The 21765-nt window shown below is 69.6% G+C and carries 23 protein-coding genes; 12 read left to right on the top strand and 11 right to left on the bottom strand.

The genetic code is table 11. From position 1 onward, the window contains the following. The first annotated feature begins 31 nt into the window (after window positions 1-31). Both ABQJ56_RS07585 and ABQJ56_RS07580 read left to right on the top strand, forming a co-directional pair. On the top strand, window positions 32-289 hold the full coding sequence (locus ABQJ56_RS07585) for an exodeoxyribonuclease VII small subunit (protein ID WP_367844394.1): 258 nt from the start codon (window positions 32-34) through the stop codon (window positions 287-289). Next, window positions 273-1169 (top strand): polyprenyl synthetase family protein, encoded by an 897-nt coding sequence (locus tag ABQJ56_RS07580; RefSeq protein WP_367844393.1) that lies wholly within the window; start codon window positions 273-275, stop codon window positions 1167-1169. Before ABQJ56_RS07585 ends, ABQJ56_RS07580 begins: the two co-directional genes overlap by 17 nt. A gap of 55 nt (window positions 1170-1224) precedes the next feature. Here ABQJ56_RS07580 and ABQJ56_RS07575 read toward each other — a convergent pair whose 3' ends face one another. Both ABQJ56_RS07575 and pmbA read right to left on the bottom strand, forming a co-directional pair. After that, the gene (locus ABQJ56_RS07575; RefSeq protein ID WP_367844392.1) at window positions 1225-1599 is read right to left on the bottom strand and encodes a DUF4870 domain-containing protein; all 375 of its coding nucleotides are present in this window, start codon (window positions 1597-1599) and stop codon (window positions 1225-1227) included. 89 nt (window positions 1600-1688) lie between these two features. Further along, window positions 1689-3056, bottom strand: a complete 1368-nt coding sequence (pmbA, locus tag ABQJ56_RS07570) for a metalloprotease PmbA (RefSeq protein WP_367844391.1) — start codon at window positions 3054-3056, stop codon at window positions 1689-1691. 106 nt (window positions 3057-3162) lie between these two features. Between pmbA and ABQJ56_RS07565 the strand changes: the two genes are divergently transcribed. Together ABQJ56_RS07565 and yjgA are read left to right on the top strand one after the other, a co-directional pair. Then, entirely contained in the window at window positions 3163-3393 is a 231-nt protein-coding gene (locus ABQJ56_RS07565) for a DUF1653 domain-containing protein (protein ID WP_367844390.1), read from the top strand. Next, the gene (yjgA, locus tag ABQJ56_RS07560) at window positions 3390-3923 is read left to right on the top strand and encodes a ribosome biogenesis factor YjgA (protein ID WP_367844389.1); all 534 of its coding nucleotides are present in this window, start codon (window positions 3390-3392) and stop codon (window positions 3921-3923) included. Before ABQJ56_RS07565 ends, yjgA begins: the two co-directional genes overlap by 4 nt. 70 nt (window positions 3924-3993) lie before the next feature. On the opposite strand, the gene ABQJ56_RS07555 is transcribed toward yjgA, so the two are convergent. Further along, window positions 3994-4947, bottom strand: coding sequence for a Nudix family hydrolase (locus tag ABQJ56_RS07555; protein WP_367844388.1), 954 nt, complete (start codon window positions 4945-4947; stop codon window positions 3994-3996). A gap of 4 nt (window positions 4948-4951) precedes the next feature. Continuing rightward, on the bottom strand, window positions 4952-5440 hold the full coding sequence (locus ABQJ56_RS07550; RefSeq protein WP_367844387.1) for a dihydrofolate reductase: 489 nt from the start codon (window positions 5438-5440) through the stop codon (window positions 4952-4954). A gap of 104 nt (window positions 5441-5544) precedes the next feature. Here ABQJ56_RS07550 and ABQJ56_RS07545 point away from each other — a divergent pair, with 104 nt between their 5' ends. Further along, window positions 5545-6576, top strand: a complete 1032-nt coding sequence (locus ABQJ56_RS07545) for a hypothetical protein (protein WP_367844386.1) — start codon at window positions 5545-5547, stop codon at window positions 6574-6576. Here ABQJ56_RS07545 and ABQJ56_RS07540 read toward each other — a convergent pair. Continuing rightward, on the bottom strand, window positions 6554-7348 hold the full coding sequence (locus ABQJ56_RS07540) for a thymidylate synthase (RefSeq protein WP_367844385.1): 795 nt from the start codon (window positions 7346-7348) through the stop codon (window positions 6554-6556). The genes ABQJ56_RS07545 and ABQJ56_RS07540 overlap by 23 nt on opposite strands. A 4-nt stretch (window positions 7349-7352) precedes the next feature. After that, window positions 7353-8261 carry a prolipoprotein diacylglyceryl transferase gene (lgt, locus tag ABQJ56_RS07535; RefSeq protein ID WP_367844384.1) on the bottom strand — a complete coding sequence of 303 codons (909 nt, stop codon included), beginning with the start codon at window positions 8259-8261 and terminating at the stop codon, window positions 7353-7355. Between the two features lie 159 nt (window positions 8262-8420). On the opposite strand from lgt, the gene ABQJ56_RS07530 reads away from it, so the two are divergent. After that, window positions 8421-10373, top strand: a complete 1953-nt coding sequence (locus ABQJ56_RS07530; RefSeq protein ID WP_367844383.1) for an alpha/beta hydrolase family protein — start codon at window positions 8421-8423, stop codon at window positions 10371-10373. Window positions 10374-10420: 47 nt separating this feature from the next. Here ABQJ56_RS07530 and ABQJ56_RS07525 read toward each other — a convergent pair whose 3' ends face one another. Genes ABQJ56_RS07525 through ABQJ56_RS07510 form a run of 4 tightly spaced genes read right to left on the bottom strand, consistent with a single transcriptional unit; the run spans window position 10421 to window position 12870 of the window. Next, complete coding sequence (locus tag ABQJ56_RS07525; RefSeq protein WP_367844382.1) at window positions 10421-10924, bottom strand: TPM domain-containing protein; 504 nt, start codon at window positions 10922-10924, stop codon at window positions 10421-10423. A gap of 1 nt (window position 10925) precedes the next feature. Beyond that, a complete protein-coding gene (locus tag ABQJ56_RS07520) occupies window positions 10926-11810 on the bottom strand; it encodes a TPM domain-containing protein (protein WP_367844426.1) in 885 nt (294 codons plus the stop codon). A gap of 4 nt (window positions 11811-11814) precedes the next feature. Further along, window positions 11815-12438, bottom strand: a complete 624-nt coding sequence (locus tag ABQJ56_RS07515; RefSeq protein ID WP_367844381.1) for a LemA family protein — start codon at window positions 12436-12438, stop codon at window positions 11815-11817. A gap of 57 nt (window positions 12439-12495) precedes the next feature. Next, on the bottom strand, window positions 12496-12870 hold the full coding sequence (locus ABQJ56_RS07510; protein WP_367844380.1) for a diacylglycerol kinase: 375 nt from the start codon (window positions 12868-12870) through the stop codon (window positions 12496-12498). Window positions 12871-13091: 221 nt separating this feature from the next. On the opposite strand from ABQJ56_RS07510, the gene ABQJ56_RS07505 reads away from it, so the two are divergent. The 6 genes from ABQJ56_RS07505 (at window position 13092) to ABQJ56_RS07480 (ending at window position 20650) form a co-directional block, all read left to right on the top strand. After that, window positions 13092-14642, top strand: a complete 1551-nt coding sequence (locus ABQJ56_RS07505) for a peptide MFS transporter (protein ID WP_367844379.1) — start codon at window positions 13092-13094, stop codon at window positions 14640-14642. Between the two features lie 54 nt (window positions 14643-14696). Next, on the top strand, window positions 14697-15971 hold the full coding sequence (locus ABQJ56_RS07500) for an ATP-binding protein (RefSeq protein WP_367844378.1): 1275 nt from the start codon (window positions 14697-14699) through the stop codon (window positions 15969-15971). A 46-nt stretch (window positions 15972-16017) separates the two neighbouring features. Continuing rightward, entirely contained in the window at window positions 16018-16608 is a 591-nt protein-coding gene (locus ABQJ56_RS07495) for a response regulator transcription factor (RefSeq protein ID WP_367844377.1), read from the top strand. Between the two features lie 88 nt (window positions 16609-16696). Continuing rightward, window positions 16697-18946 (top strand): TonB-dependent receptor, encoded by a 2250-nt coding sequence (locus tag ABQJ56_RS07490; protein ID WP_367844376.1) that lies wholly within the window; start codon window positions 16697-16699, stop codon window positions 18944-18946. A 70-nt stretch (window positions 18947-19016) separates the two neighbouring features. Beyond that, a complete protein-coding gene (locus tag ABQJ56_RS07485; protein WP_367844375.1) occupies window positions 19017-20186 on the top strand; it encodes a sialidase family protein in 1170 nt (389 codons plus the stop codon). Continuing rightward, the gene (locus tag ABQJ56_RS07480) at window positions 20186-20650 is read left to right on the top strand and encodes a thioredoxin domain-containing protein (protein WP_367844374.1); all 465 of its coding nucleotides are present in this window, start codon (window positions 20186-20188) and stop codon (window positions 20648-20650) included. The genes ABQJ56_RS07485 and ABQJ56_RS07480 overlap by 1 nt, the downstream gene beginning before the upstream one ends. Before the next feature lie 50 nt (window positions 20651-20700). Here the strand turns inward: ABQJ56_RS07480 and ABQJ56_RS07475 are convergent, their stop codons facing one another. Further along, on the bottom strand, window positions 20701-21714 hold the full coding sequence (locus ABQJ56_RS07475; RefSeq protein ID WP_367844373.1) for an isoaspartyl peptidase/L-asparaginase family protein: 1014 nt from the start codon (window positions 21712-21714) through the stop codon (window positions 20701-20703). Between the last annotated feature and the right edge of the window lie 51 nt (window positions 21715-21765).

Below are 21765 nucleotides of genomic sequence, written 5' to 3'. Positions count from 1 at the left end.
CCCGCAGGCTGCTGCGCTAGCGTTGCGGGCCATGGCCAAGACCGCTTCCACCGCCGCCAAGACCCCGCCCGCCGCCGACTTCGAACACTCGCTGGACGAGCTCGAGCAGCTGGTGGCGAAGATGGAGGGCGGCGAGTTGAGCCTGGACGAGTCGCTGGCCTCCTTCGAGCGCGGCATCGGCCTGTATCGCCACTGCCAGCAGGCACTGGAACAGGCCGAACTGCGCGTGCGCCTGCTGCTCGACCCCGAAGCCCCCGACCACGCCGAACCGTTTGAACCCGAACACTGAACTGGGGCCGGCACTGCAAGCGCTGATCCGCCGCGCCGAACAGGCGCTGGACGCCTGCCTGCCGAACGCCGAGCAATTTCCCGTCGAACTGCACCGCGCCATGCGCTACGCCGTGCTGGGTGGCGGCAAGCGCCTGCGCCCGCTGCTGGTCTACGCCGCCGCCCATGCGCTGGGCCGCGATGACGCCGCGCTCGATGCTTCCGCCTGCGCCGTGGAACTGATCCACGCCTACTCGCTGGTGCACGACGACCTGCCCGCGATGGACGACGACGCGCTGCGCCGCGGCCGCCCCACCTGCCACATCGTGTTCGGCGAGGCGATGGCGATACTCGCCGGCGACGCGCTGCAGGCACTCGCCTTCGAACTGCTGGCCGCCCCCGGCACCGCACCCGATGCCGCCACCGGCATGCGCATGCTGCATGCGCTGGGCCGCGCCTGCGGCGCCGAAGGCATGGCCGGCGGCCAGGCGCTGGATCTCGCCGCGGTGGGCCGCAGGCTCACCCTGGCCGAACTCGAGCACATGCACGCCTGCAAGACCGGCGCGCTGATCCGCGCCTCGGTGCAGCTGGGTGCGCTGGCCGCCGGCGCGGACGCCGGCACGCTGGCCGCGCTGGACCGCTACGCCGCCGCCGTGGGCCTGGCCTTCCAGGTGCGCGACGACATCCTCGACGTGGAAGGCGAATCCGCCGTGATCGGCAAGACCGCCGGCAAGGACGCCGCCGCCGACAAGCCCACCTTTCCCTCGATCATCGGCCTCGAAGCCTCGCGTGCGCGGCTGGCCGAACTCACTGCGGCCGCGCTGGACGCGATCGCCACGCTGGGGCCACGTGGCAAGCTGCTGGCCGAGCTGGCCTGCTATGCCGCGCAGCGTCATCGCTGAAACGAAATGAAACGGCCCGCCGAAGCGGGCCTCCTCACGTCGATCAAACGGCGATTCAGTTCACCAGCCGCAGCGCGAACGGGTAGCGATAGCTGCCGTCCGAGCTGACCTTGACCGCGGCGATGATGCAGAACACCAGGTTCGCCAGCCACAGCAGCCATCCCAGCAACGCACCGATCAGGATGACGGCAAGCACGCCGCAGATCACGTAGCCGATCAGCACGGTGATCTGGAAGTTCAGCGCCTCCTTGGCTTCCTTCACCAGGTAGGCCTTGTCGGTGCGGTCCTTGTGCATCAGCCACACGATCAAGGGCACGATCACGCTGAAGATGAAACCCGACAGGTGGGTGAGCATGGCCACGTTGCGGTCGTCGCTGCTCGCCCCGGTGGCGACAGGCGGCGGTGGCATCTGGTCAGACGGTGTACTCATGAGCAATCCTCCCCGGTGAGTGAGCCGCGCGCCGCAGACAGCCGGCCCTGCGCGGGCGGGTCAAACGCCCGCACAGCATGCCGCAGGAATCACTCGCCCGCCACTGTCATCCGGTTCACCAGGATCGAGCCGCACAGGATGTGCGAGCGCGGATCGACGTCCGCGCCGGTGGCGAGGATGCCGGCGTACATGTCGCGCAGGTTCGCGGCGATGGTGATTTCCTCGACCGGGTGGGCGATGGCGCCGTTTTCCACCCAGAAACCGGCGGCGCCGCGCGAGTAGTCGCCGGTGATCGTGTTCACGCCCTGCCCCATCACCTCGGTGACCAGCAGGCCCGTGCCCAGGCGGCGCAACATGCCGGCGAAATCGCTGGCCTCGCCGTCGGCCGCGCCGGGCGCCACCTGCAGGTTGTGGATGCCGCCGGCGTTGCCGGTGGAGGCCAGGCCCAGCTTGCGCGCCGAATAGCTGCCAAGCACGTAGCGCGCCAGCACGCCCCGCTCGACCAGCGCGCTGTCGCGCGTCGCCACGCCCTCGGCGTCGAAGTTGCCCGAACCATGGCCACGCAGCAGATGCGGCCGCTCGTCGATGTCGAGCCAGCCCGGCATGATCGCCTTGCCCGCATGGTCGAGCAGGAAGCTGGCGCGCCGGTACAGCGCCCCGCCGCTCACCGCGCCCACCAGGTGGCCGACCAGGCCGCGCGCGATTTCCGGCGCGAACAGCACCGGGCATTCGCGGGTGGACAGGCTGCGCGCATCCAGCCGCGCCAGCGTGCGCTCGGCGGCCTTGTCGCCCAGCGCCTGCGCGCCCATGAAATCGCCGGCGCTGCGCACGCTGTCGTACCAGTAGTCGCGCTGCATGCGCTCGCCTTCGCCGGCGATCAGCGACAGCGACAGCGAATGCCGGGTGCCGCGCTCGCGGCCGACGAAGCCGTGCGAGTTCGCGTACACCGACAGGCTTTCGCCCGCCTGCACGCCGGCGCCGTCGGAGTTGGCGATGCCCGCATGCGCGCGGCCGGCATCCTCGATGCGCCGGCCCAGTTCGATCGCCGCAGCGGTGTCGATGGCCCAGGGGTGCCACAGGTCGAGGTCGGGGAAATCGGTGGCCATGCGCGCGGCCTCGGCCAGCCCGGCGGCGGGATCCTCCTCGGTGAACTTCGCGATGGCACAGGCCTGGTCCAGCGTGGCCTGGATCGAATCGGGGTTGAGGTCGGCGGTGCTGGCCGAACCCTTGCGCTGGCCGAAGTAGACGGTGAGCCCGAAGCCGCGGTCGCGGGTGTGCTCCACCGTCTCCACCTCGCCGAGGCGCACGTTCACGTTGAGGCCGGTGTCGATGCTGGCGGCCACCTCGGCAGCGCTGGCGCCGGCCGCGCGGGCGCGGCGGATCACGTCCTCGGCCAGCCCGGCGAGGCGATCCAGGTCCTGCAGGCTGCGTTCGGTGGCGGGGGCGATGTCGCTCACGTGGGGGTTCCGGGCAAGTCAAACGGGTAGAATGCACGATCCGCGCCGTGCCGTCTCCACATGGGGGCACCACGGCCCACCCGCAACGCCCCGCGGAGCCAAGCCCATGCCGGTCGTCCCCGGCCTCTACCGTCACTACAAAGGCCAGCGCTATCGCGTGCTGGGCACCGCCAGCCACAGCGAGACGCTGGAACCGCTGGTGGTGTACCAGGCGCTGTACGGCGAGCGCGGCCTGTGGGTGCGTCCCGCGGCGATGTTCGCCGAAACCGTGACGGTGGACGGCCAGACCATGCCCCGCTTCGCGCTGGAGCAGGCCGATTCCCAGGAAAGCCCGTGAACCGCAACTACACCGACGATCCCGAACACGACTACGGCCCCACCCGCACCCAGCAGCGCCGCGACGCGCTGGCCGTGCTGGAGCTGGCCGGCCAGCTGGTCGAGCTGCCGCCGACGCGGCTCGCAAAGCTGGAATTGCCCGATGACGTGCGCGACGAAATCGCCCACCTGCGGCGCATCACTTCGCACATCGCCCGCAAGCGCGAGCTGGCCTTCCTCGCCAAGCTGATGCGCCGCCACGACAGCACGGCGTTTGACGCCGTGCGCGCGGCGCTGGGCGAGAACCGCGACCGCCAGCGCCAGGAAACCGCCGCGATGCATCGGCTGGAAGCATTGCGCGAACGCCTGCTGGGCGAGGACGGCGACAGCGTCGCCTCCGAACTGATCGAACGGCACCCCGGCATCGACCGCCAGCACCTGCGCGCACTGATCCGCCAGGCGCGCGTGGAGCAGGCCACGCCGAACAAGCCGCCGCGCGCCTACCGCGAGCTGTTCCAGCTGCTGAAGTCGCTGCAGGGCGACGAAGCGTAGTGGCGCGTCCCGCGCGCGAAGGCTTTCTGCCGCCATCCGCGCGCTTAGCCATCGCGCACGGCCTGCGCCCCTACGGCCAGCGCCAGAAGCCGCGTATCCCCGCCACGCCTTGAGCGCCCGCCGCGCGCGCCTGCGCCCCTTGCGCCGGTGCCATGCCACCCAGCGCATAGACCGGCATCGCGGCGGCCTCGGCCAGCGCCTGGAAACGCGTCCAGCCCAGCGGCTGCGCCTGCGGATGGCTGGCCGTGGCCGCCACCGGCGACAGCGTGGCGAAATCCACGCCCAGCCGCAGCGCCCGCGACAGCTGCGCGGCATCGTGACAGCTGGCGGCAACCGTCTGCTGAAGCGGGAGTGGCCGCTCGTCGAGCGCAACCAGTTGCGCAGCGGTCAGATGCACGCCGATACCGAGCATCTGCGCGCCCTCGATGTCCGCGTTGAGCAGCAGTTGCGCGCCGTGTTCGCGCAGCATGGGCAGCAGGGTCGCGGCAAACCCGCGCACTTCCTCACGCGGCCACAGCGGCAGGCGCAATTGCACCAGCCGCTCGCCCGCATCGATGGCACGGCCTATCTGCTTGAACCATGCTCCCCGCTCCGCCGGCAACACCTCGGCCGGCGAGATCAGGTAATGCGGCGGCAGGCGCAGCGCCTGCAGGATCGCGCGGTCGGCGGGCGCCAGCGCCGCCGGGTCCGCTTCCGCTGGCCGGCACCAGCGCAGGCCCTGCCCCTCCAGCGAGCGCGGCTCGCCCCGCCACTGGGTCACGCACCAGGCGTCCAGCAGCAGTTCGCGTTCGTGGTAGCGCCAGGGCACGCGGATCAGCGGCTCGGCCTCGACCAGGGCGATGCCCAGCTCCTCGTCCAGCTCGCGCGCCAGTGCCGCCAGCGGCGCCTCGCCGGGCTCGCGCTTGCCGCCGGGGAATTCCCACAGCCCCGCCAGATGCTTGCCGGCGGGACGTTCGGCCAGCAGCACGCGACCCTCGCGGTCGCGCAGCGCGCCGGCCAGCACGTGCAGCCGCGCGGCGCCCACCCGCTCAGCGGCCGCGCACGTACTCGACCATGTCGAAGTCGTAGGCGTGCTCGGTGTCCTTCTTGTGGTGCACGCGCGAGACCTCGGTCCAGTCGCTGAAGTGCACGCCGGGGAAGAAGGTGTCCGCGCCGTCGATCGCCGCGCTGACCCAGGTCAGGTACAGCCGGCGCGCCAGCGGCAGCGCCTCGCGGAACACCTGGCCGCCACCGATCACCATCAGGCCGGTGTGATCGCAACGCGCCTGCGCCTCGTCGATCGAGCGCACGGTGACCTGCCCCGGGAACGGCGCCTCGTGCTTGCGCGACATCACCAGGTTGGTGCGCTCCGGCAGCGCACGGCCGATCGACACCGCGGTGTTGTAGCCCATCAGCACGTGCTTGCCCACGGTGAGCTGCTTGAACCAGCGCAGGTCGTCCGGCAGGTGCCAGGGCAGGTGTCCCTTGCGGCCGATGGCGAAGTTCTCGTCCAGTGCGGCGATCAGCGAAATGGCCATCGGTGCTCCAAATGAAAGTGTTGTAGATCGAACGGCACATGCGGCCGCCAGCGTGGCCGGCCCATTCTGACCGTCCATTGTAGCGATTCGGGGAGGCCGCGAGCATGGTGATCGTCATGGGTCTGCTGGCCGCCGCGCTGGCCTCTGGCCCGGCGCCCGCCACGCCCGTCACGGCACAGGCGCAGGTGCTGCCGACCGTGTACGAGGCGGGGCATTTTTACGCGATGCCGGAGACGGTGAAAGGGCAGCGCCTCAGGCTGGTGGTCGATACCGGTGGCGGCGGCGGTCTCGGCATGTACTGGATCACTGCCGGAGCCGCGAGGCGCCTGCATCTGAAAACCCATGCCTGCAAGCTCGGCGACGACTCCATCACGGTGGCCGACTTGCCCGAGTACAAGCCAGGCCAAGGCCTGCCGCCGCCGGCATCGAGTCCTTGCGGCAAGGTGGCCATGGTTCAGGACGTCCCCAAGGACTATGGCTGGAATGCCCACGACGAGGGCCAGTTCAGCGGCAGCTACCTGTATGCGCAGGGCGTCTGGACCTTCGACTATCCTGGCGAACGCCTTACGCTGCAAAGCCATTCATGGCGCCCCGATTCCGCCGCCCATGCAATTCGCCTCGGATTCCAGCGGGACAGTCATGGACGGGCGCCCCACGGCTATGCCCGCCTCACCATCCGTGTCGACGGCCAGCCGCTGGACATGCTGCTCGATACGGGCGCCACTGCCCACCCGACCGCCGAGGGCGAGAAAGCGAGCGGCACGCCCACGGTCAACGGCCTCGGCACAACGAGTTACGTGGTCGCCAGCGTATTCGAGCGCTGGCACAAGACCCATCCGGACTGGCGCGTGGTGGCAGACGGCGACGCCGCTTCGCCGAAGCATCCCATGCCCTTGATCGAAGTGCCGCGGGTGGACATCGCCGGCTGGTCGGTCGGCCCGGCGTGGTTCACCGAACGCCCGGACCCCGCTTTCCACGACATGATGTCCAGCATGATGGACAAGCAGGTGGAAGGTGCCGTGGGCGGCAATGTCTTCGAGCACTTCGTGATGACCATCGACTACCCGCACGAGGCGGCATACTTCCGCTGCGTGACCGGCTGCAAGACCGTCGCTATACCGCCACCGGCGCCTTGATCGCGGGGTGCGGATCGTAACCCTCGATGGCGATGTCCCCGTAGCGGAAATCCTCCAGCGCGCGCACGTCCGGGTTCAGCACCAGGCGCGGCAGCGGGCGCGGTTCGCGCGTCAGTTGCAGCCGCGCCTGCTCGACGTGGTTGCTGTACAGGTGCGCATCGCCCAGCGTGTGCACGAAATCGCCCACGCCCAGTCCGCACACCTGCGCCACCATGTGGGTGAGCAGCGCGTAGCTGGCGATGTTGAACGGCACGCCGAGGAAGATGTCGCCGGAGCGCTGGTACAGCTGGCAGCTCAGCTTGCCGTCCGCCACGTAGAACTGGAACAGCGAGTGGCAGGGCATCAACGCCATCTTCGGCAGTTCGCCCACGTTCCACGCGCTGACGATCAGCCGGCGCGAGTCGGGATTGCGCCGGATCTCGTCCACCACCCAGCGGATCTGGTCCACCGCGCCGCCGTCGGCGGTGGGCCAGGCGCGCCACTGCTGGCCGTAGACCGGACCGAGGTTGCCGTCGGCATCGGCCCATTCGTCCCAGATGCTGACCCCGTGTTCCTTGAGGTAGGCGATATTGGTGTCGCCCTGCAGGAACCAGATCAGCTCGTGGATGATGGACTTCAGGTGCAGCTTCTTGGTGGTGACCAGCGGGAAGCCTTCGGCGAGGTCGAAGCGCATCTGCCAGCCGAACACGCTGCGCGTGCCGGTGCCGGTGCGGTCGGATTTCTCCGTGCCGTGTTCCAGCACGTGGCGCAGCAGGTCGAGGTAGGCGCGCATCGGCTTACTCTCCCTCTCCGTCCTTCGCCGGCATCGCCACTTCGTACAGGCGCAGCGTGGGTGCGCGACGCGAGAGCCAAAGCAGCCACAGGCCCACCACGATCAGGGGCAGCGACAGGATCTGCCCCATCGTCACCCAGCCGAACGCGAGGTAACCGAGCTGGATGTCGGGCAGGCGCACGAATTCCACCGCGAAGCGGAAGCAGCCGTACATCAGCGCGAACAGCCCGGAGACCAGGTAGCGCGGCCGCGGCTTCATCGACACCAGCCACAGCACGGCGAACATCGCCACGCCCTCCAGCGCCATCTCGTACAGCTGCGAGGGCTGCCGCACCAGGCCGCCGAACTGCTGCAACTGCGCCTGCCAGGCCGGATGCGTGGCCGCGTAGGCCGCGTCCTCGCCGTGCGCATGCGGAAAGATCATGCCCCACGGCAGTTGCGTGGGCTTGCCCCACAGCTCGCCGTTGATGAAGTTGCCCAGCCGCCCCAGCCCCAGTCCGATCGGTACCAGCGGCGCCACGAAATCCACGGTGTCGAAGAAGTGCAGCTGCTGCCGGCGCGACCACCACAGCCCCGCCACCAGCACGCCGAGCAGGCCGCCGTGGAAGCTCATGCCGCCGTCCCACACGCGGAACAGCGCCAGCGGGTCGGTCCAGATCCAGCGCAGGCCGCCGGCGTAATAGAACAGCATGTAGCCGATCCGTCCGCCCACGATCACGCCCATCATGCCGTAGAAGAACAGGTCGCCCAGCGCGTCGCGCGTCACCGGCAGGCGGCCGCGCCGGCGCCGGTACTCGCCCAGCACCGCGGCGCTGAAGAAGCCCACCAGGTACATCAGCCCGTACCAGTGCACCTGCACCGGGCCGAGGTGGAAGGCGATGGGGTTGATATCGACGACGAGGGGTAGCGACATGCGGCTGCGAAATCGAGGCAGACAAGGCCGTCAGTGTAACGGGACAAGGCCCGGCACGGGCGGCTAAACTGCCGCCCAGCCGGTCGGCCCTGGTGCAGGGGAGCATCCGCCATGACCGGGCCGCATCGTTGCCAACAGGGGAGAGCAAGGATGGTGTCTTTGCGCAAGCTGCACGCCGCGCTGGTCGTGGCGTGCCTGGTGTCACCCGCCGCCGCTGCCGCGGCAAACCTGATTCCGGTGGAGGATTTCGCCCGCCACGCCAGCCTGTCGATGCCGCGGCTCTCGCCCGACGGCCAGCACATCGCACTGCGCATGGACGACGGCGACAGCCATGCGCTGGTGATCTTCGATGTCGCCGACATGAGCAGGCCGGTCAGCATGTTGCGCATGCCCGTGAACGAGGTGCCGGCCAACGTGGCATGGGTCAGCCCGACCCGGCTGATCGTGGAAAAGGGCAAGCTGTTCGGCTCCATCGACCGCCCCCAGCTCACCGGCGAGATCCTCGCCACCAATGTGGACGGCAGCCACCAGGACTACCTGTTCGGCTACCAGGCCGGTTACGGCACTCGCGGCAGCACCCGCCAGGCCGACGATGGCTGGGGCTCCGTGGATGGCCTGCCGGCGAAGGCCAACGGTCATTTCTATCTCGGCGCCCACGACTGGGTCGAACGTGACCGCAGCGTGCTGTACGACGTCGACGCCATGAAGAACGTGCGCCACCTGATCGGCGACATCGGCGTGGGCCAGCTCGACTTCCTGGTCGGCCCCGACGGCAAGGTGGAATTCGCCTTCGGCACGGATACCGGCTTCGAGTACGTGGCCTACCAGAGCATCAACGGCCACTGGGCGCAGTTGGGCCGGGCGCAGGCCGGCAAGTTCTTCGCGCCGTTCGCCACGACCCCCGACGGCCGGCACGTCTACGCCTGGTACAGCGTGGAAGGCGGCCCTGCCGAACTGATCGAGCAGCAGCTGGACGGCGGCGACCGCAAGGTGCTGGCCAAGGACGACTTCGGCAGCATCGACGATGTCCAGTGGACCGCGCCGCCGCGACAACCCTTCGCGGTGGCCACGGCGACCGGCGCGCCACGCCCGATCTATATCGACCCCGCCCTGCCGGCGGCCAAGCTGTACGCCGCCATCAGCCAGAAATTCCCCGGCGAGTTCGTCGACTTCATCGACTTCAGCGAGGATGGCCGCGAACTGCTGTTCTCCGTGGGCAGCGACCGCGATCCGGGAAGCTACTACCTGATCGACACCGGGCACTACAAGGTACGCAGGCTGTTCGCGGCGGCGCCGTGGATCGACCCGGCGAAGATGGCCGAGCGCGTGCCGATGCATTTCAAGGCCAGCGACGGCATGGAGCTGGAAGCCATCCTCACCGTCCCCAACGGCGTGCCGATGAACAAGCTGCCGATGGTGCTGCTGCCGCACGGCGGCCCGCACGGCGTCAGCGACGACTGGTTCTTCGACTGGGACGCGCAGTTCCTCGCCAGCCGCGGCTACCTGGTGCTGCAGGTGAACTACCGCGGCTCCAGCGGCCGCGGGGTGAACTTCGAGCAGGCCGGCTACCTCCAGTGGGGCACGCGCATCCAGCAGGACCTGATCGACGGCGTGCAATGGGCCGAGCAGCAGCAGTACGCCGATCCGGACCGGGTCTGCGTCTACGGCGGCAGCTTCGGCGGCTACTCGGCGCTGATGTCGGTGATCCGCGCGCCGAAGCTGTTCAAGTGCGCGATCGGCTACGCCGGCGTCTATGACCTGGCGATGATGTACAGGAAAGGCAGCATCGGCTCGGACACCTTCGGCAAGAACTACCTTACCGCCGTGATCGGTAAGGACGACGCGGCACTGGCCGCCAATTCGCCCGACAAGCTGGCCGACCGGATCGACGTGCCCGTGCTGCTGATCCACGGCGAAGCCGACCAGCGCGTGCCGTTCGCCCAGGCCAAGGCCATGCGCGCCGCGCTGGACGCCGCGCACAAGCCCTACGAATGGATGGCCAAATCCGGCGAAGGCCATGGCTTCTATACCGAGGCGAACAACGTGGATCGCCTGAACCTCATGCAGGCGTTCCTGGCCAAGTACATCGGCAAGGGCACCACCCCGCCCTGATCCCGCGCAACCGCCTGCCGCGCCCGTGACCGGACGCGGCAGGCGGCTCAGAGCAGCACGGGCCTGTCCGGCAGTTCGTCCTGCCGCGGCTGGCCGTCGGCGGGGAAGTGCCGTTCGAGCAACGCATGCACGGCCTCGATGCCGCGCAGGCTGCCCTCGCGCCACTGGCCGCGCGCATAGGCTTCGCGCATGTGCTGGCACACCACGCTCCACTCGCCGGGCGCCACGTGACGGGCGATGCCGCGGTCGGCGACGACCTCGATGCGGTGCTCGGCCAGCAGCACGTAGAGCAGCACGCCGTTGTTGTGCTCGGTATCCCAGATGCCGAGCTGGCCGAACAGCTGGCGTGCGCGCGCCGGGGCATCGAGCCCGGCGAGCAGCGCCAGCGGCGACAGCCGCGACTCCACGACCAGGCGCACTTCGCCGCGATGGGCGTGCTCGCCTTCCGCCACAGCCGCGGCGATCTCGTCCAGCAGGGCGGCAGGAAAGCGGCGGCGGAGCTGGAACCAGCCTTCGCCCAGATTCATCAGCAGACGCGACAGGCGGGTCATCTCACCAGCTCCCCGAGGCGCCGCCGCCGTTGAAGCTGCCGCCGCCTCCGCTGAACCCGCCGCCGCCACCGAAACCACCGCCCCCGCCGAAGCCGCCGCCGCCCCAGCCACCGAAACCGCCCCAGCCGCCGCCACCGATCGAGCGACCGGCGCCGGCCGGCAGCAGCATCAGGAGTCCACCCACGATGCCGCCGAAAATGCCCATGCCCGCGGAGGCCACCAGCCAGAACAGGCCGCCGATCACCAGTCCGCCGACCGGCGCGCGCACCAGCGCATGCGCGCGGCCCAGCACGCCGCGCAGGAAGATCCACGCAAAGAAACCGATCCCCAGCAGGCCGTTGAGATCCGGGCCACGCCGTTCGTGCGGCGCCCCCTGCACCGGCGGCGGCAGTGGCTCGCCGTTGACCAGCAGGGTCAGCGCGCCCACCGCGTCGCTGATGCCGCCGTAATAGTCGCCGGTGCGGAACTTCGGCGCGAGGTACTCGCGGATGATGCGCGCCGCGGCGGCGTCGGGAATCGCGCCTTCCAGTCCCGCTCCCACCTCGATGCGCACGGCGCGGTCGTCCTTGGCGACGAGCAGCAGCACGCCGTCGTCGATGCCCTTGCGGCCCACCTTGTTCGTCATCGACACGTCCAGCGAATAGCTGTCGATGTCCTGCGGCCGGGTGCTGCCCACCATCAGCACCACCAGCTGCGCGCCCTTGGCCTTCTCCAGCGCCACCAGTTGCGCATCGAGCCGGTCCACCTGCTGCGCGTCGAGCGTGCCGGTGAGGTCGGTGACGTGCCGCGCGAGCTTCGGCACCGCGGCATCGGCGTGCAACAGCGCCGGCAGCAGCAACGCAACGGCCAGCAGCCACACCCACCGCGCCCGCGGGCAGCTCCGCATCATCTCAATGCGCCGAGGCGGCAGGCGCCGGCGCGGCGGCGCCGCCGAAATCGACCTTGGGCGCGCTGGAGATCGCCTGTTCGTTCTGCACGCTGAAATTCGGCTTCACGGTGTAGCCGAACATCTTCGCGGTGAGGTTGTTCGGGAAGGTGCGGATCAGCCCGTTGTACTGCTGCACCGCCTGCACGTAGCGCTGGCGCGCCACGGTGATGCGGTTCTCGGTGCCTTCCAGCTGCGCCTGCAGGTTCTGGAACAGGCCGTCGGCCTTGAGCGTGGGATAGTTCTCGCTCACCGCCATCAGCCGTGACAGCGCGTTGCCGAGCTGGCCTTGCGCGGCCTGGAACTTCGCCAGCGCCTGCGGATCGTTCGCCAGTTCCGGCGTCGCCTGGATGCTGCCCACCTTGGCGCGCGCGTCGGCCACCTCGGTGAACACCTTTTCCTCGTGCTGGGCATAGCCCTTCACCGTGGCGACCAGGTTCGGCACCAGGTCGGCGCGGCGCTGGTACTGGTTGAGCACTTCCGACCACGCGGCCTTGACAGCCTCGTCCTGCCGCTGCATGGCGTTGTAGCCGCAGCCGGTGAGCCCCACGACGAGCAGCAACAGCACGAGATTGCGCAGCAGTTTCATGGCGGGGCTCCGTTCCGGTGAGGGCGCCATTGCAGCATCCCGCGCCGAACCGCGCAATCAGAGGAAGCGCGCGCCCAGCACCAGACCCCAGCTCAACACCATCAGCACCAGCAGCAGGAACACCGCGGCGGAACCCATGTCCTTGGCGCGGCCGGCCAGTTCGTGGAACTCGGGGCTGACCTTGTCCACCACCGCCTCGACCGCGGAGTTGAGCAGCTCGGCGGACAGCACCAGGAAGGCCGGCGCCACCAGGGCGAGTTTCTCCAGTGCGCCCTGCCCCAGCCACAGGCCCAGCGGGATCAGCACCACCGCCAGCATCGCCTCCAGCCGGAACGAGGCTTCGTGCCGCCAGCCCGCGCGCAGGCCCAGCATCGACCAGCGGAAGGCGTTCCAGAGTTGGCGCGGGTTGCCGCGGAATCCGTGGCCAGGCATGGGTAGCGAGTCTCTGCCGAGTGGCGCTCCGCAACACGGAGCCAAACCCCAATGATGCCACAGGGTGGCCGCGCACTTCCGTGCCGCCGTCCTTGATATTGCGTCGCAGCGAAGCCGCCATGACGGATGGGTTACCCTTCGTCGGTTGTGGTGCCGTCCAGCGCCGCAACTCGCCGGCCGCGCTTGCGCGGCCGTTGTACTCCTCAGCACGGAATCGTTGCATGGCCATCCAGAATCCACCCGTTTCGCAAACTCGGTCGTTCAGTACCGTCTTCCTGATCGAGATGTGGGAGCGCTTCGGCTTCTACGGCATGCAGGTGCTGATGGTCACCTACATGATGAAGAAGCTGGGCTTCGTCGACACCAAGGCGAACCTGATCTGGGGCGCGGCCGCCGCGCTGATCTACGTGACGCCGGCGATCGGCGGCTGGGTGGGCGACAAGCTGATCGGCACCCGCCGCACCATGCGCATGGGCGCGATCGTGCTGATGCTGGGCTACGCGCTGCTGTGGATTCCCACCGACAACGCCTTGTTCCTGTACTTCTCGCTGGGCGTGATCATCGTCGGCAACGGCATGTTCAAGCCGAATGCCGGCAACCTGGTGCGCAAGATCTACGAAGGCGACGACACCAAGATCGACAGCGCGTTCACCATCTACTACATGGCGGTGAACATCGGCTCGACCATCTCGATGCTGCTCACGCCGTGGATCCGCGATTACGTGGGCAGCCATGTCAGCGACGACTGGGGCTGGCACACCGCCTTCGGCGCCTGCGCGGTCGGCCTGCTGCTGGGCCTGTTCAATTACGCGCTGATGAGTCGCACGCTGAAGCACATCGGCTCGCCGGCCGACGACGCACCTGTCGACCTGAAGAAGCTGTCCGGCGTGCTCGGCAGCGCCCTGGCGCTGGTGTTCGTCTCGGCCTTCATCCTGCACAGCGAGCTGGTGGCGCGCATCTGCGTGTATGCCGCCGGTGTCGTCGTGCTCGGCATCTTTGTCCACCTGATCCGCTCCAGCCACCAGGACGAACGCGCCGGCCTCATCGCGGCGCTGGTGTTGACGGTGCAGACGATCTTCTTCTTCATCTTCTACCAGCAGATGTCCACGTCGCTGAACCTGTTCGCGCAGAAGAACGTGGACCTGGACTTCAGCCTGTTCGGCTGGCACATCCTCACCTGGATCCCGGAGCAGTTCCAGTCGCTCAATGCGATCTGGATCGTGCTGCTGAGCCCGGTGCTGGTACTCATCTACAACACGCTGGGCCGCGTCGGCAAGGATATTTCCGTCGCCGCCAAGTTCGCCTGGGGCTTCGCGGCGGTGGCCGCCGGCTTCTTCATCTACGGCGTCGGCGCGCACTGGGCCGTTAACGGCCAGGTTTCCTCGTGGACCATGGTCTGGGGCTACGGCCTGTACTCGCTGGGCGAGCTGCTGGTGTCCGGCCTGGGCCTGGCGATGATCGCCCGCTACGTGCCGGAACGCATGGGCGGCTTCATGATGGGTGCCTACTTCGTGGCCTCGGGCATCTCGCAGTACCTCGGCAGCGTGGTGGCCAACTACGCGCACATCCCCGCGGGGCTCACCGACCCGGTGCAGTCGCTGGACATCTACACCAGCCTGTTCAACAAGCTCGGCCTGGTCGGCGTGGGCTGCACCGTGGTCGCGCTGGCCGTGCTGCCGCTGATGAGCAAGCTGTCGGCCAGCCACGCCGACGTGGCAAGCCACCGTGAGCCGCTGCCCGCCGTGCGCAGCGAGGAGTTCGACACGCCCTGACCCGGCGGCTCCGTCGTCGCACGGCGACGGAGCCATGGCAACAGGACGGATCGCATGTCGCATCGCCCGCTCAAGAACCGCATCGGCCCGTTTGCGCTGGCGCGCGCGCTGGCGTGGCTGCGCCTGTGCGCGATCGGCGGACAGAGCGTGGCCGCATTGGTCTGCGCGTTCTGGCTGCACCTGGCGATACCGCTGCTGCCGCTGCTGGCCTGCATCGGCCTGCTCGCGGTGTTCTCGGTGCTGGCTGCGTGGCGGCTGGGCCGCCCCTGGCCGGTAAGCGAGGGGGAGACGATCGCCCATATCGGCATCGACACCCTGGTGCTGGGCGTACTGCTCTACTTTACCGGCGGCGCCAGCAACCCCTTCGTCACCCTGCTGCTGGTGCCGATCGCGCTCTCCGCGGCGGCGCTGTCGATACGCGCCATCCTCGCGGTGGCCGCCCTCGCCGGCACCGCCTACCTGCTGCTGCTCCGTCGCTACGTGCCGCTGCCGGTGCTGGACGGCATGCACGACCACGGCTACTCGCTGCACGTGATCGGCATGGGGGTGAACTTCGTCATCATGGCGTTGCTGCTGGGCTTCTTCATCAACCGGTTGGCGCGTGCGCTGCGCGTGCAGCAGTTGGCGATGCAGCGCGTGCACGAGCGGGCGCTGCGCGACGAGGGCATCCTCGCCATCGCCACCCAGGCCGCCGGTGCCGCGCACGAGCTCAACACGCCGCTCTCCACCATGCGCACCCTGCTGCCGGAGCTGCGCCGCGAGCACGCCGGCGACGCCGGGCTGGCCGAGGATCTCTCCCTGCTCGAAGGCCAGGTGGACCGCTGCCGCGACATCCTGCGCGAGATGGTGGCGTTCGGCCAGGCCCAGCTCTCGCAGGAGCCCGAGCGGCTGGACGTGGCGCAGTTCCTGCACAGCTGCACCGAGCGCTTCCAGTTGCTGCGCCCCGAGGCCGAGCTGGAACTGCAGCTGGACGAGGACACCGCACGGCTGCCGCTGCACGTGCCGCCCGGCCTGCGCCATGCACTGCTGAACTTGCTGAACAACGCCGCCGACGCCTCCGCCCTGCGCGACTCGCGCGAAGTGCTGCTGCAGGTGGAGCGCGAAGGCGACTGGCTGCAGTTCCTGGTGATCGACCGCGGTCCCGGCTTCGCCAGCACCGAAGGCAATGCACGGCTTGGCCACTCGCAGAAACAGGCCGGCCTGGGCCTCGGCCTCACCCTCGCCGTGGCCACCGCCGAGCGCCTCAGCGGCGAACTGGTGGCACGCAACACCGACGACGGCGCCGTGGTCCGCCTGCGCCTGCCGCTGGCGGTGATTTCGCGGCGTTGAACCGCATGCGGCAAAATGGACGGCGCCGCCCCACCGGAATCCCCGCATGAACGAGCCTGCCTACCCTTCCCCCGCACGCCCCCTGCTGCTGGTGGACGACGACGCCACCTTCGTGCGCGTGCTGACCCGCGCGTTGACCTCGCGCGGCTTCGAGGTGATCTCGGCCACCAACCTCGGCGATGCGCGCATGCTGGCGCGCCGCCACCAGCCGCGCTACTGCGTGCTCGACCTGAAGCTGGGCGAGGAGAACGGCCTGCGGCTGATCCCCGAGCTGCACACCCTGGTGCCGGACATGCGCGTGCTGCTGCTCACCGGCTACGCCTCGATCGCCACCGCGGTGGAGGCGATCAAGCGCGGTGCGCACGACTACCTCGCGAAACCGGTGGATGCCGACGCGGTGGTACGCGCCCTGCTCGACGGCGACAGCGGAACGGAAGGCGAGGACGAGGACCTGCCCGACGCTCCCGAGGCGCCGCTGGCGCTGCGCCGGCTGGAGTGGGAACACATCCAGCGCGTGCTCACCGAGTGCAACGGCAACATCTCCGAGACCGCGCGCCGGCTCGGCATGCACCGCCGCACCCTGCAGCGCAAGCTGGGCAAGCATCCGGTGCGCGAGCGCCCCGGCGACGAGAACTGACCCGCAGCGGCTGCGACAACGCGCCGTCTGGCGCCGTTGCGGGAAGCGGCTAAGCTAGCAACCTTGGACCGGGGTCAAGGGTTGTTGCGTGGACATCCGTATTCCCATCGCGCTGCTGCTGGCCGCCACCGGCGGCGTGGTGCATGCCGACGACCCGCCGCAGGCCACCACGCTGGCCCCGGTGCAGGTGCACGCCAGCGATACCGCCGTGCTGAACACGCCCGGCGTGACGGTGCGCATCGACCGCAAGCGCCTGCAGCAGCAGAACCTGGTCGACAGCGCCGATGCGCTGCGCTACGCGCCCAACCTGCAGGTGCGCCAGCGCTACATCGGCGACCCCAACGCCACGATCAGCGGCCGCAACAGCGGCACGCTGCAGAACGCGCGCAGCCTGCTCTACGTCGACGGCCTGCTGCTCTCCAACCTGATGAGCAACAGCTGGGACGGCGCGCCGCGCTGGGGCATGGTGGCGCCCGCGCAGATCGGCGCGGTGGACGTGCTGTACGGTCCGTATTCGGCGCTCTACCCCGGCAACTCGATGGGCACCACGGTGCTGATCCACACCCGCATGCCGGATCGGCTGATCGCCAGCGCCAACGCCCAGTATTTCAGCCAGGGCTATGGCGACCATTACGGCGCCGGTGGGAATTACGACGGCCATCGCCTCGCCGCCCAGCTCGGCGACAAACAGGGCCGCTGGCGCTGGCTGTTCTCGCTCAACCGGCTCGACAACCATGGCCAGCCGATGCAGTACGCCACCGCCGGCGCCGGCGGCGATGCGGCCGCCGCCGTGCCGGTGGAAGGCGCCACGCTGGACCGCAACCCCAACGGCACGCCGCGGCTGGTCTACGGCGCCAACACCATCGAGCACACCCGGCAGACCCAGGCGTCGTTGCAACTGGGCGTGGACATCACCCCCGCGGTCAACGCGCTGTTCACGCTGGGCTGGTGGCACAACCGGGCGTACGACGCCACCCGCAGCCTGATCCGCAACGCGGCCGGACAAGCGGTGTACGGCGGCGGCATCCTCGCCGACGGCCGGGTCTGGACGCTGCCCGCCAGCGGCCTCGCCCCCAGCGCCTTCGACCAGACCCACGTGCTCTACGGCGCCGAGCTCGCCGGCCATCTCGACAACAGCTGGCACTGGGACGCCGTGGCCAGCCGCTACGACTACCGGCACAACCTTGAGCACGACGCGGCCGGCTCGTCCGCCAGCAGTGCATGGAGCGGCCCCGGCACGGTGAACGACATGGGCGGTTCCGGCTGGAGCACGCTCGACCTGCGCAGTTCCGGCCCGCTGGGCGACGAGAACATGCTGTATGCCGGCGCCCACCTCGACCGCTACCGGCTCGACTCGCGCGTGCGCGCGGCCAGCGACTGGCTGGGCGCCGCCGACGGCCCGCTGGTCCGCGCCTACGCCGGCCGCACGCAGACCAGCGCGCTCTACCTGCAGGACGTGTGGAGCTTCGCCGAGGCCTGGGCGCTGACCCTGGGCACGCGCTGGGAACAGTGGCGCGCCCGGGACGGCCTGCTGGCGAGCGCCAGCACCGCGCTCGACTACCCCTCGCGCCGGCGCAGCGACTTCTCGCCCAAGGCCGCGCTGAGCTGGGATCTCGCGAGCGACTGGCAGCTGCGCCTGTCCTGGGGCAAGGCGGTGCGCTACCCCACCGTCGAGGAACTGTTCCAGGGTTCGGTCTCCAACGGCGCGATCATCAACAACAACCCCGACCTGCAGCCCGAGCGCGACTGGTCCACCGACCTCAGCCTGATCCGCACGCTGCCGCAAGCAGGCCACTGGCGCGTGTCGCTGTACCAGGACCGCGTGGCCGACACGCTGTACTCGCAGACCGACATCACCCTGCCGGTGCCGGTGACCAATGTGCAGAACATAACCAGCGTGCGCACGCGCGGCATCGAGGGCGAGCTGGTGCTGACCGACATCGGCGGTTCCCATGTCGACCTCAGCGCCAGCGCCGCCTGGAACCAGGCGACCACGCTGCGCGACCTGCAGTTTCCCACCGCGGACGGCAAGACTTTCCCGCGCATCCCGCGCCTGCGCGCCAGCCTGTTCGCCGACTGGCGCTTCGCGCCGGGCTGGGACACGTCGCTGGGCCTGCGCCATTCCGGCCGCCAGTACGGCACGCTGGACGACAGCGACCACGTGGACACCTACGGCGCAGTGAGCAGCTTCACCGTGGCCGACGCCAGGCTGCGCTGGCGCTTCGCGCCGCAATGGACCGCCTCGCTGGGCGTGGACAACCTCACCAACGAGCACTACTGGGTCTACCATCCCTATGCCGGCCGCACCTGGTTCGGCGAACTGCGCTGGGATCTGTAGCGACGCGCTTTCTCCGCTCCCGCCAGCGGGAAGAGGCCGCCTCCCGACGAATTCCATGACCTGACCTGCCATGCGCAAACTGATCGCCGCCCTGCTCTGCCTGCTGTCGTTCGCCGTCGCCGCCCACGACATGCACGGCATGAAGATGCCCCATGGCCCCGCGCTGGGCGCCAGCGCCGCCTTCGACGCACACGGCCGGCTGTGGGTGGTGGACGCGGCGGACGGCCACGTCCGCCTGCGCCACTCCGACGACCTCGGCAAGACCCTGAGCGCACCGGTGGACGTCAATGCCGTCGCCGAGCCGATCTACGAGTCGGGCGAGAACCGGCCGAAGATCGCGTTCGGCTCAAAGGGTGAGCTGTACGTCAGCTGGTCGCAACCGCGCGCGAAGCCGTGGAGCGGCTACGTGCGCTTCGCCCGCTCGCTGGACGGCGGCGCACACTTCGCCGCGCCGATCACCGTGCAGCACGACCTCGCCGACATCACCCACCGCTTCGACGCGCTGGCCGTGGACGGCCGGGGCCGCGTGGTGATCGCCTGGATCGACAAGCGCGACCTGGAAGCAGCGAAGGCCAAGGGCCGCCCCTACCTCGGCGCCGCGGTGTACTACAGCTGGTCGGACGACGCGGGTCGCAGCTTCGTGCCCGAGCGCAAGGTGATGGACCATTCCTGCGAGTGCTGCCGCATCGCGCTGGCGCTCACGCCAAAGAGCGAAATCGCCACGTTCTTCCGCGGCGTCTACGGCGACAACGTCCGCGACCACGCCTTCGCCCTGCTGCCCGTCGATGGCACGCCCGTGCATGCCGAGCGCGCCACCTTCAGCGGCTGGCGCATCGCCGCCTGCCCGGAGCAGGGCCCCGGCCTGGCCATCGGCGCCGACGGCGTGCGCCATGCCGTGTGGTACGAGGCCAGCCACGGTCCCGCGATCTGGTACGGCCAGCTCGATCCCGGCCAACCGCCGAAGCACCTGCTGCAGCTCGCCGGCCCTGGCGCCAGCCACGCCGACGTGGCCGTCCACGGCAGGACCGTGTGGCTGGCATGGAACCAGGTCGACGCGAACGGCTACACGCTGATGCTGCGCAGCTCCACTGACGACGGCCTGCACTTCGGCACGCCGCGTGCCATCGCCCACTCCAGCGCCGCCGTCGGCTCGCCGCAGCTGCTGACCTGGCAGGGCCGCGCCTTCGTGGCGTGGAACACCGCCGCCGGTTTCCGGCTGGTTCCCGGCGAGGCTCCCTGATGCGCAGCCTTGCCCTCGCCACCCTGCTCGCGCTGGCGCTACCGGCCCTCGCCCATGCCGGCACGCTCACGCCGCTGTCCGCCGCCGAAGTGCCGACCCTGCTCAAGCCGCCGGCCCATGGCGTGCGCATCCTCGCCGTGTGGGCGCTGGATTGCGCCTACTGCGAGGCGAACATGCAGGCGCTGGCGAAGCTGCAACGTGCGCACCCGCAGGAGATCGAGCTGGTCACCGTGGCCACCGACGGCATCGCGCACGACGCGGAGATCGCCGCGCGGCTCAAGGCCATGCGGATGGACGGCTATCCGTCGCGCGCCTACGCCGAAGCCTCGCCCGAGCGCCTCGATTACCTGATCGATCCGGACTGGGGCGGCGAGACCCCGCACACCGAAATCATCCGTGCCGACGGCAGCCGGCAAGGCATCAGCGGCGAGCTCACCGCGGCACAGCTGCAGAAGCTTTTGTAGGAGCGGCTTCAAGCCGCGATTTCACGCGCCGGTCGCGGCTGAAGCCGCTCCTACGGCTGCTCGCCGGCATCGTCCGTGCTGGCGGCCGACGCGGGTGCGGGCGGCGCGGAGCTGCCATCGTCCTCGTCGCCGTAGATCGCCACGTGCGGCACGCCGCTGGCGTCGATCCAGCCGCGGTACATGCCGTCGGTGTTGAACGGGATCGCGATGTTGCCGTGCACGTCCAGCGCGATCGCGCCGCCGTTGCCGCCCAGCGCGGGGATCTCCTGGTTGATGACCACGGCCGCCGCACGCTTGATCGGCACGCGCATCTGGCTCACCTGCATGCAGATCGCGTGCGCCGCCACGGTGCGGATGTAGTACTCGCCCCAGCCGGTGCCGGACACCGCGCAGTCGCTGTTCGCGTAGGTGCCCGCGCCGATGATCGGCGAGTCGCCGATGCGGCCCCAGCGCTTGTCGACCATGCCACCGGTGGAGGTGCCGGCGGCGAGATGCCCTTGCGCATCCAGCGCCACCGCACCCACGGTGCCGAAGTGCTTCGCGGTTTCCTCGCTCTCGTGCCGCTTGCCGGCGGCGTCCTCCCTGAGCGCCTTCTGCAACTGCTGCCAGCGTTCCTCGGTGCGGAACCAGGAGGGGTCGACCAGCGGCATGCCGATGCTTTGCGCGAACGCCTCGGCGCCCGTGCCGGACAGCATCACGTACGGCGTCTTTTCCATCACCGCGCGCGCCAGCAGGATCGGGTTCCTGATCCGCTCCACGCCGGCCACCGCACCGGCGCGACGGCTGTCGCCGTCCATGATCGCCGCGTCCAGTTCGTTCCTGCCGTCGTGGGTGAACACCGCGCCCTTGCCGGCGTTGAAGTCCGGATCGTCCTCCAGCACCACGATCGCCGCGCTTACCGCGTCCACCGCGCTCTTGCCGGCCTTCAGTTCGGCGTAGCCGCTCTGCAAGGCCTTCGTCATCGCCGCGCGTATCGCCTTCTCCTTCGCGGGGGTCAGGTCGTGCTTGATGACCCCGGCGCCGCCGTGGATCACCAGCACGGGCGGCACGGCGGCGTGGCTCATCGTGGCGACTCCGAGGGCGGCAAGGACAGGCAGCAGGCGGCGCGGCTTCAC

Source organism: Rhodanobacter geophilus, from assembly GCF_040812275.1.
GTDB lineage: Bacteria > Pseudomonadota > Gammaproteobacteria > Xanthomonadales > Rhodanobacteraceae > Rhodanobacter_A > Rhodanobacter_A geophilus.
This window is presented reverse-complemented; position numbering and strand designations above follow the sequence as displayed.

Bases quoted from the DNA above. Each gene is read 5' to 3' on its own strand.
- lgt (WP_367844384.1), bottom strand. From the start codon at position 8,261: ATGTCGCTACCCCTCGTCGTCGATATCAACCCCATCGCCTTCCACCTC.
- ABQJ56_RS07520 (WP_367844426.1), bottom strand. From the start codon at position 11,810: ATGCGGAGCTGCCCGCGGGCGCGGTGGGTGTGGCTGCTGGCCGTTGCG.
- ABQJ56_RS07575 (WP_367844392.1), bottom strand. From the start codon at position 1,599: ATGAGTACACCGTCTGACCAGATGCCACCGCCGCCTGTCGCCACCGGG.
- ABQJ56_RS07480 (WP_367844374.1), top strand. From the start codon at position 20,186: ATGCGCAGCCTTGCCCTCGCCACCCTGCTCGCGCTGGCGCTACCGGCC.
- ABQJ56_RS07565 (WP_367844390.1), top strand. From the start codon at position 3,163: ATGCCGGTCGTCCCCGGCCTCTACCGTCACTACAAAGGCCAGCGCTAT.
- ABQJ56_RS07550 (WP_367844387.1), bottom strand. From the start codon at position 5,440: ATGGCCATTTCGCTGATCGCCGCACTGGACGAGAACTTCGCCATCGGC.
- ABQJ56_RS07495 (WP_367844377.1), top strand. From the start codon at position 16,018: ATGAACGAGCCTGCCTACCCTTCCCCCGCACGCCCCCTGCTGCTGGTG.
- ABQJ56_RS07505 (WP_367844379.1), top strand. From the start codon at position 13,092: ATGGCCATCCAGAATCCACCCGTTTCGCAAACTCGGTCGTTCAGTACC.
- ABQJ56_RS07515 (WP_367844381.1), bottom strand. From the start codon at position 12,438: ATGAAACTGCTGCGCAATCTCGTGCTGTTGCTGCTCGTCGTGGGGCTC.
- ABQJ56_RS07500 (WP_367844378.1), top strand. From the start codon at position 14,697: ATGTCGCATCGCCCGCTCAAGAACCGCATCGGCCCGTTTGCGCTGGCG.
- ABQJ56_RS07510 (WP_367844380.1), bottom strand. From the start codon at position 12,870: ATGCCTGGCCACGGATTCCGCGGCAACCCGCGCCAACTCTGGAACGCC.
- ABQJ56_RS07485 (WP_367844375.1), top strand. From the start codon at position 19,017: ATGCGCAAACTGATCGCCGCCCTGCTCTGCCTGCTGTCGTTCGCCGTC.
- ABQJ56_RS07545 (WP_367844386.1), top strand. From the start codon at position 5,545: ATGGTGATCGTCATGGGTCTGCTGGCCGCCGCGCTGGCCTCTGGCCCG.
- ABQJ56_RS07525 (WP_367844382.1), bottom strand. From the start codon at position 10,924: ATGACCCGCCTGTCGCGTCTGCTGATGAATCTGGGCGAAGGCTGGTTC.
- ABQJ56_RS07585 (WP_367844394.1), top strand. From the start codon at position 32: ATGGCCAAGACCGCTTCCACCGCCGCCAAGACCCCGCCCGCCGCCGAC.
- ABQJ56_RS07475 (WP_367844373.1), bottom strand. From the start codon at position 21,714: ATGAGCCACGCCGCCGTGCCGCCCGTGCTGGTGATCCACGGCGGCGCC.
- ABQJ56_RS07540 (WP_367844385.1), bottom strand. From the start codon at position 7,348: ATGCGCGCCTACCTCGACCTGCTGCGCCACGTGCTGGAACACGGCACG.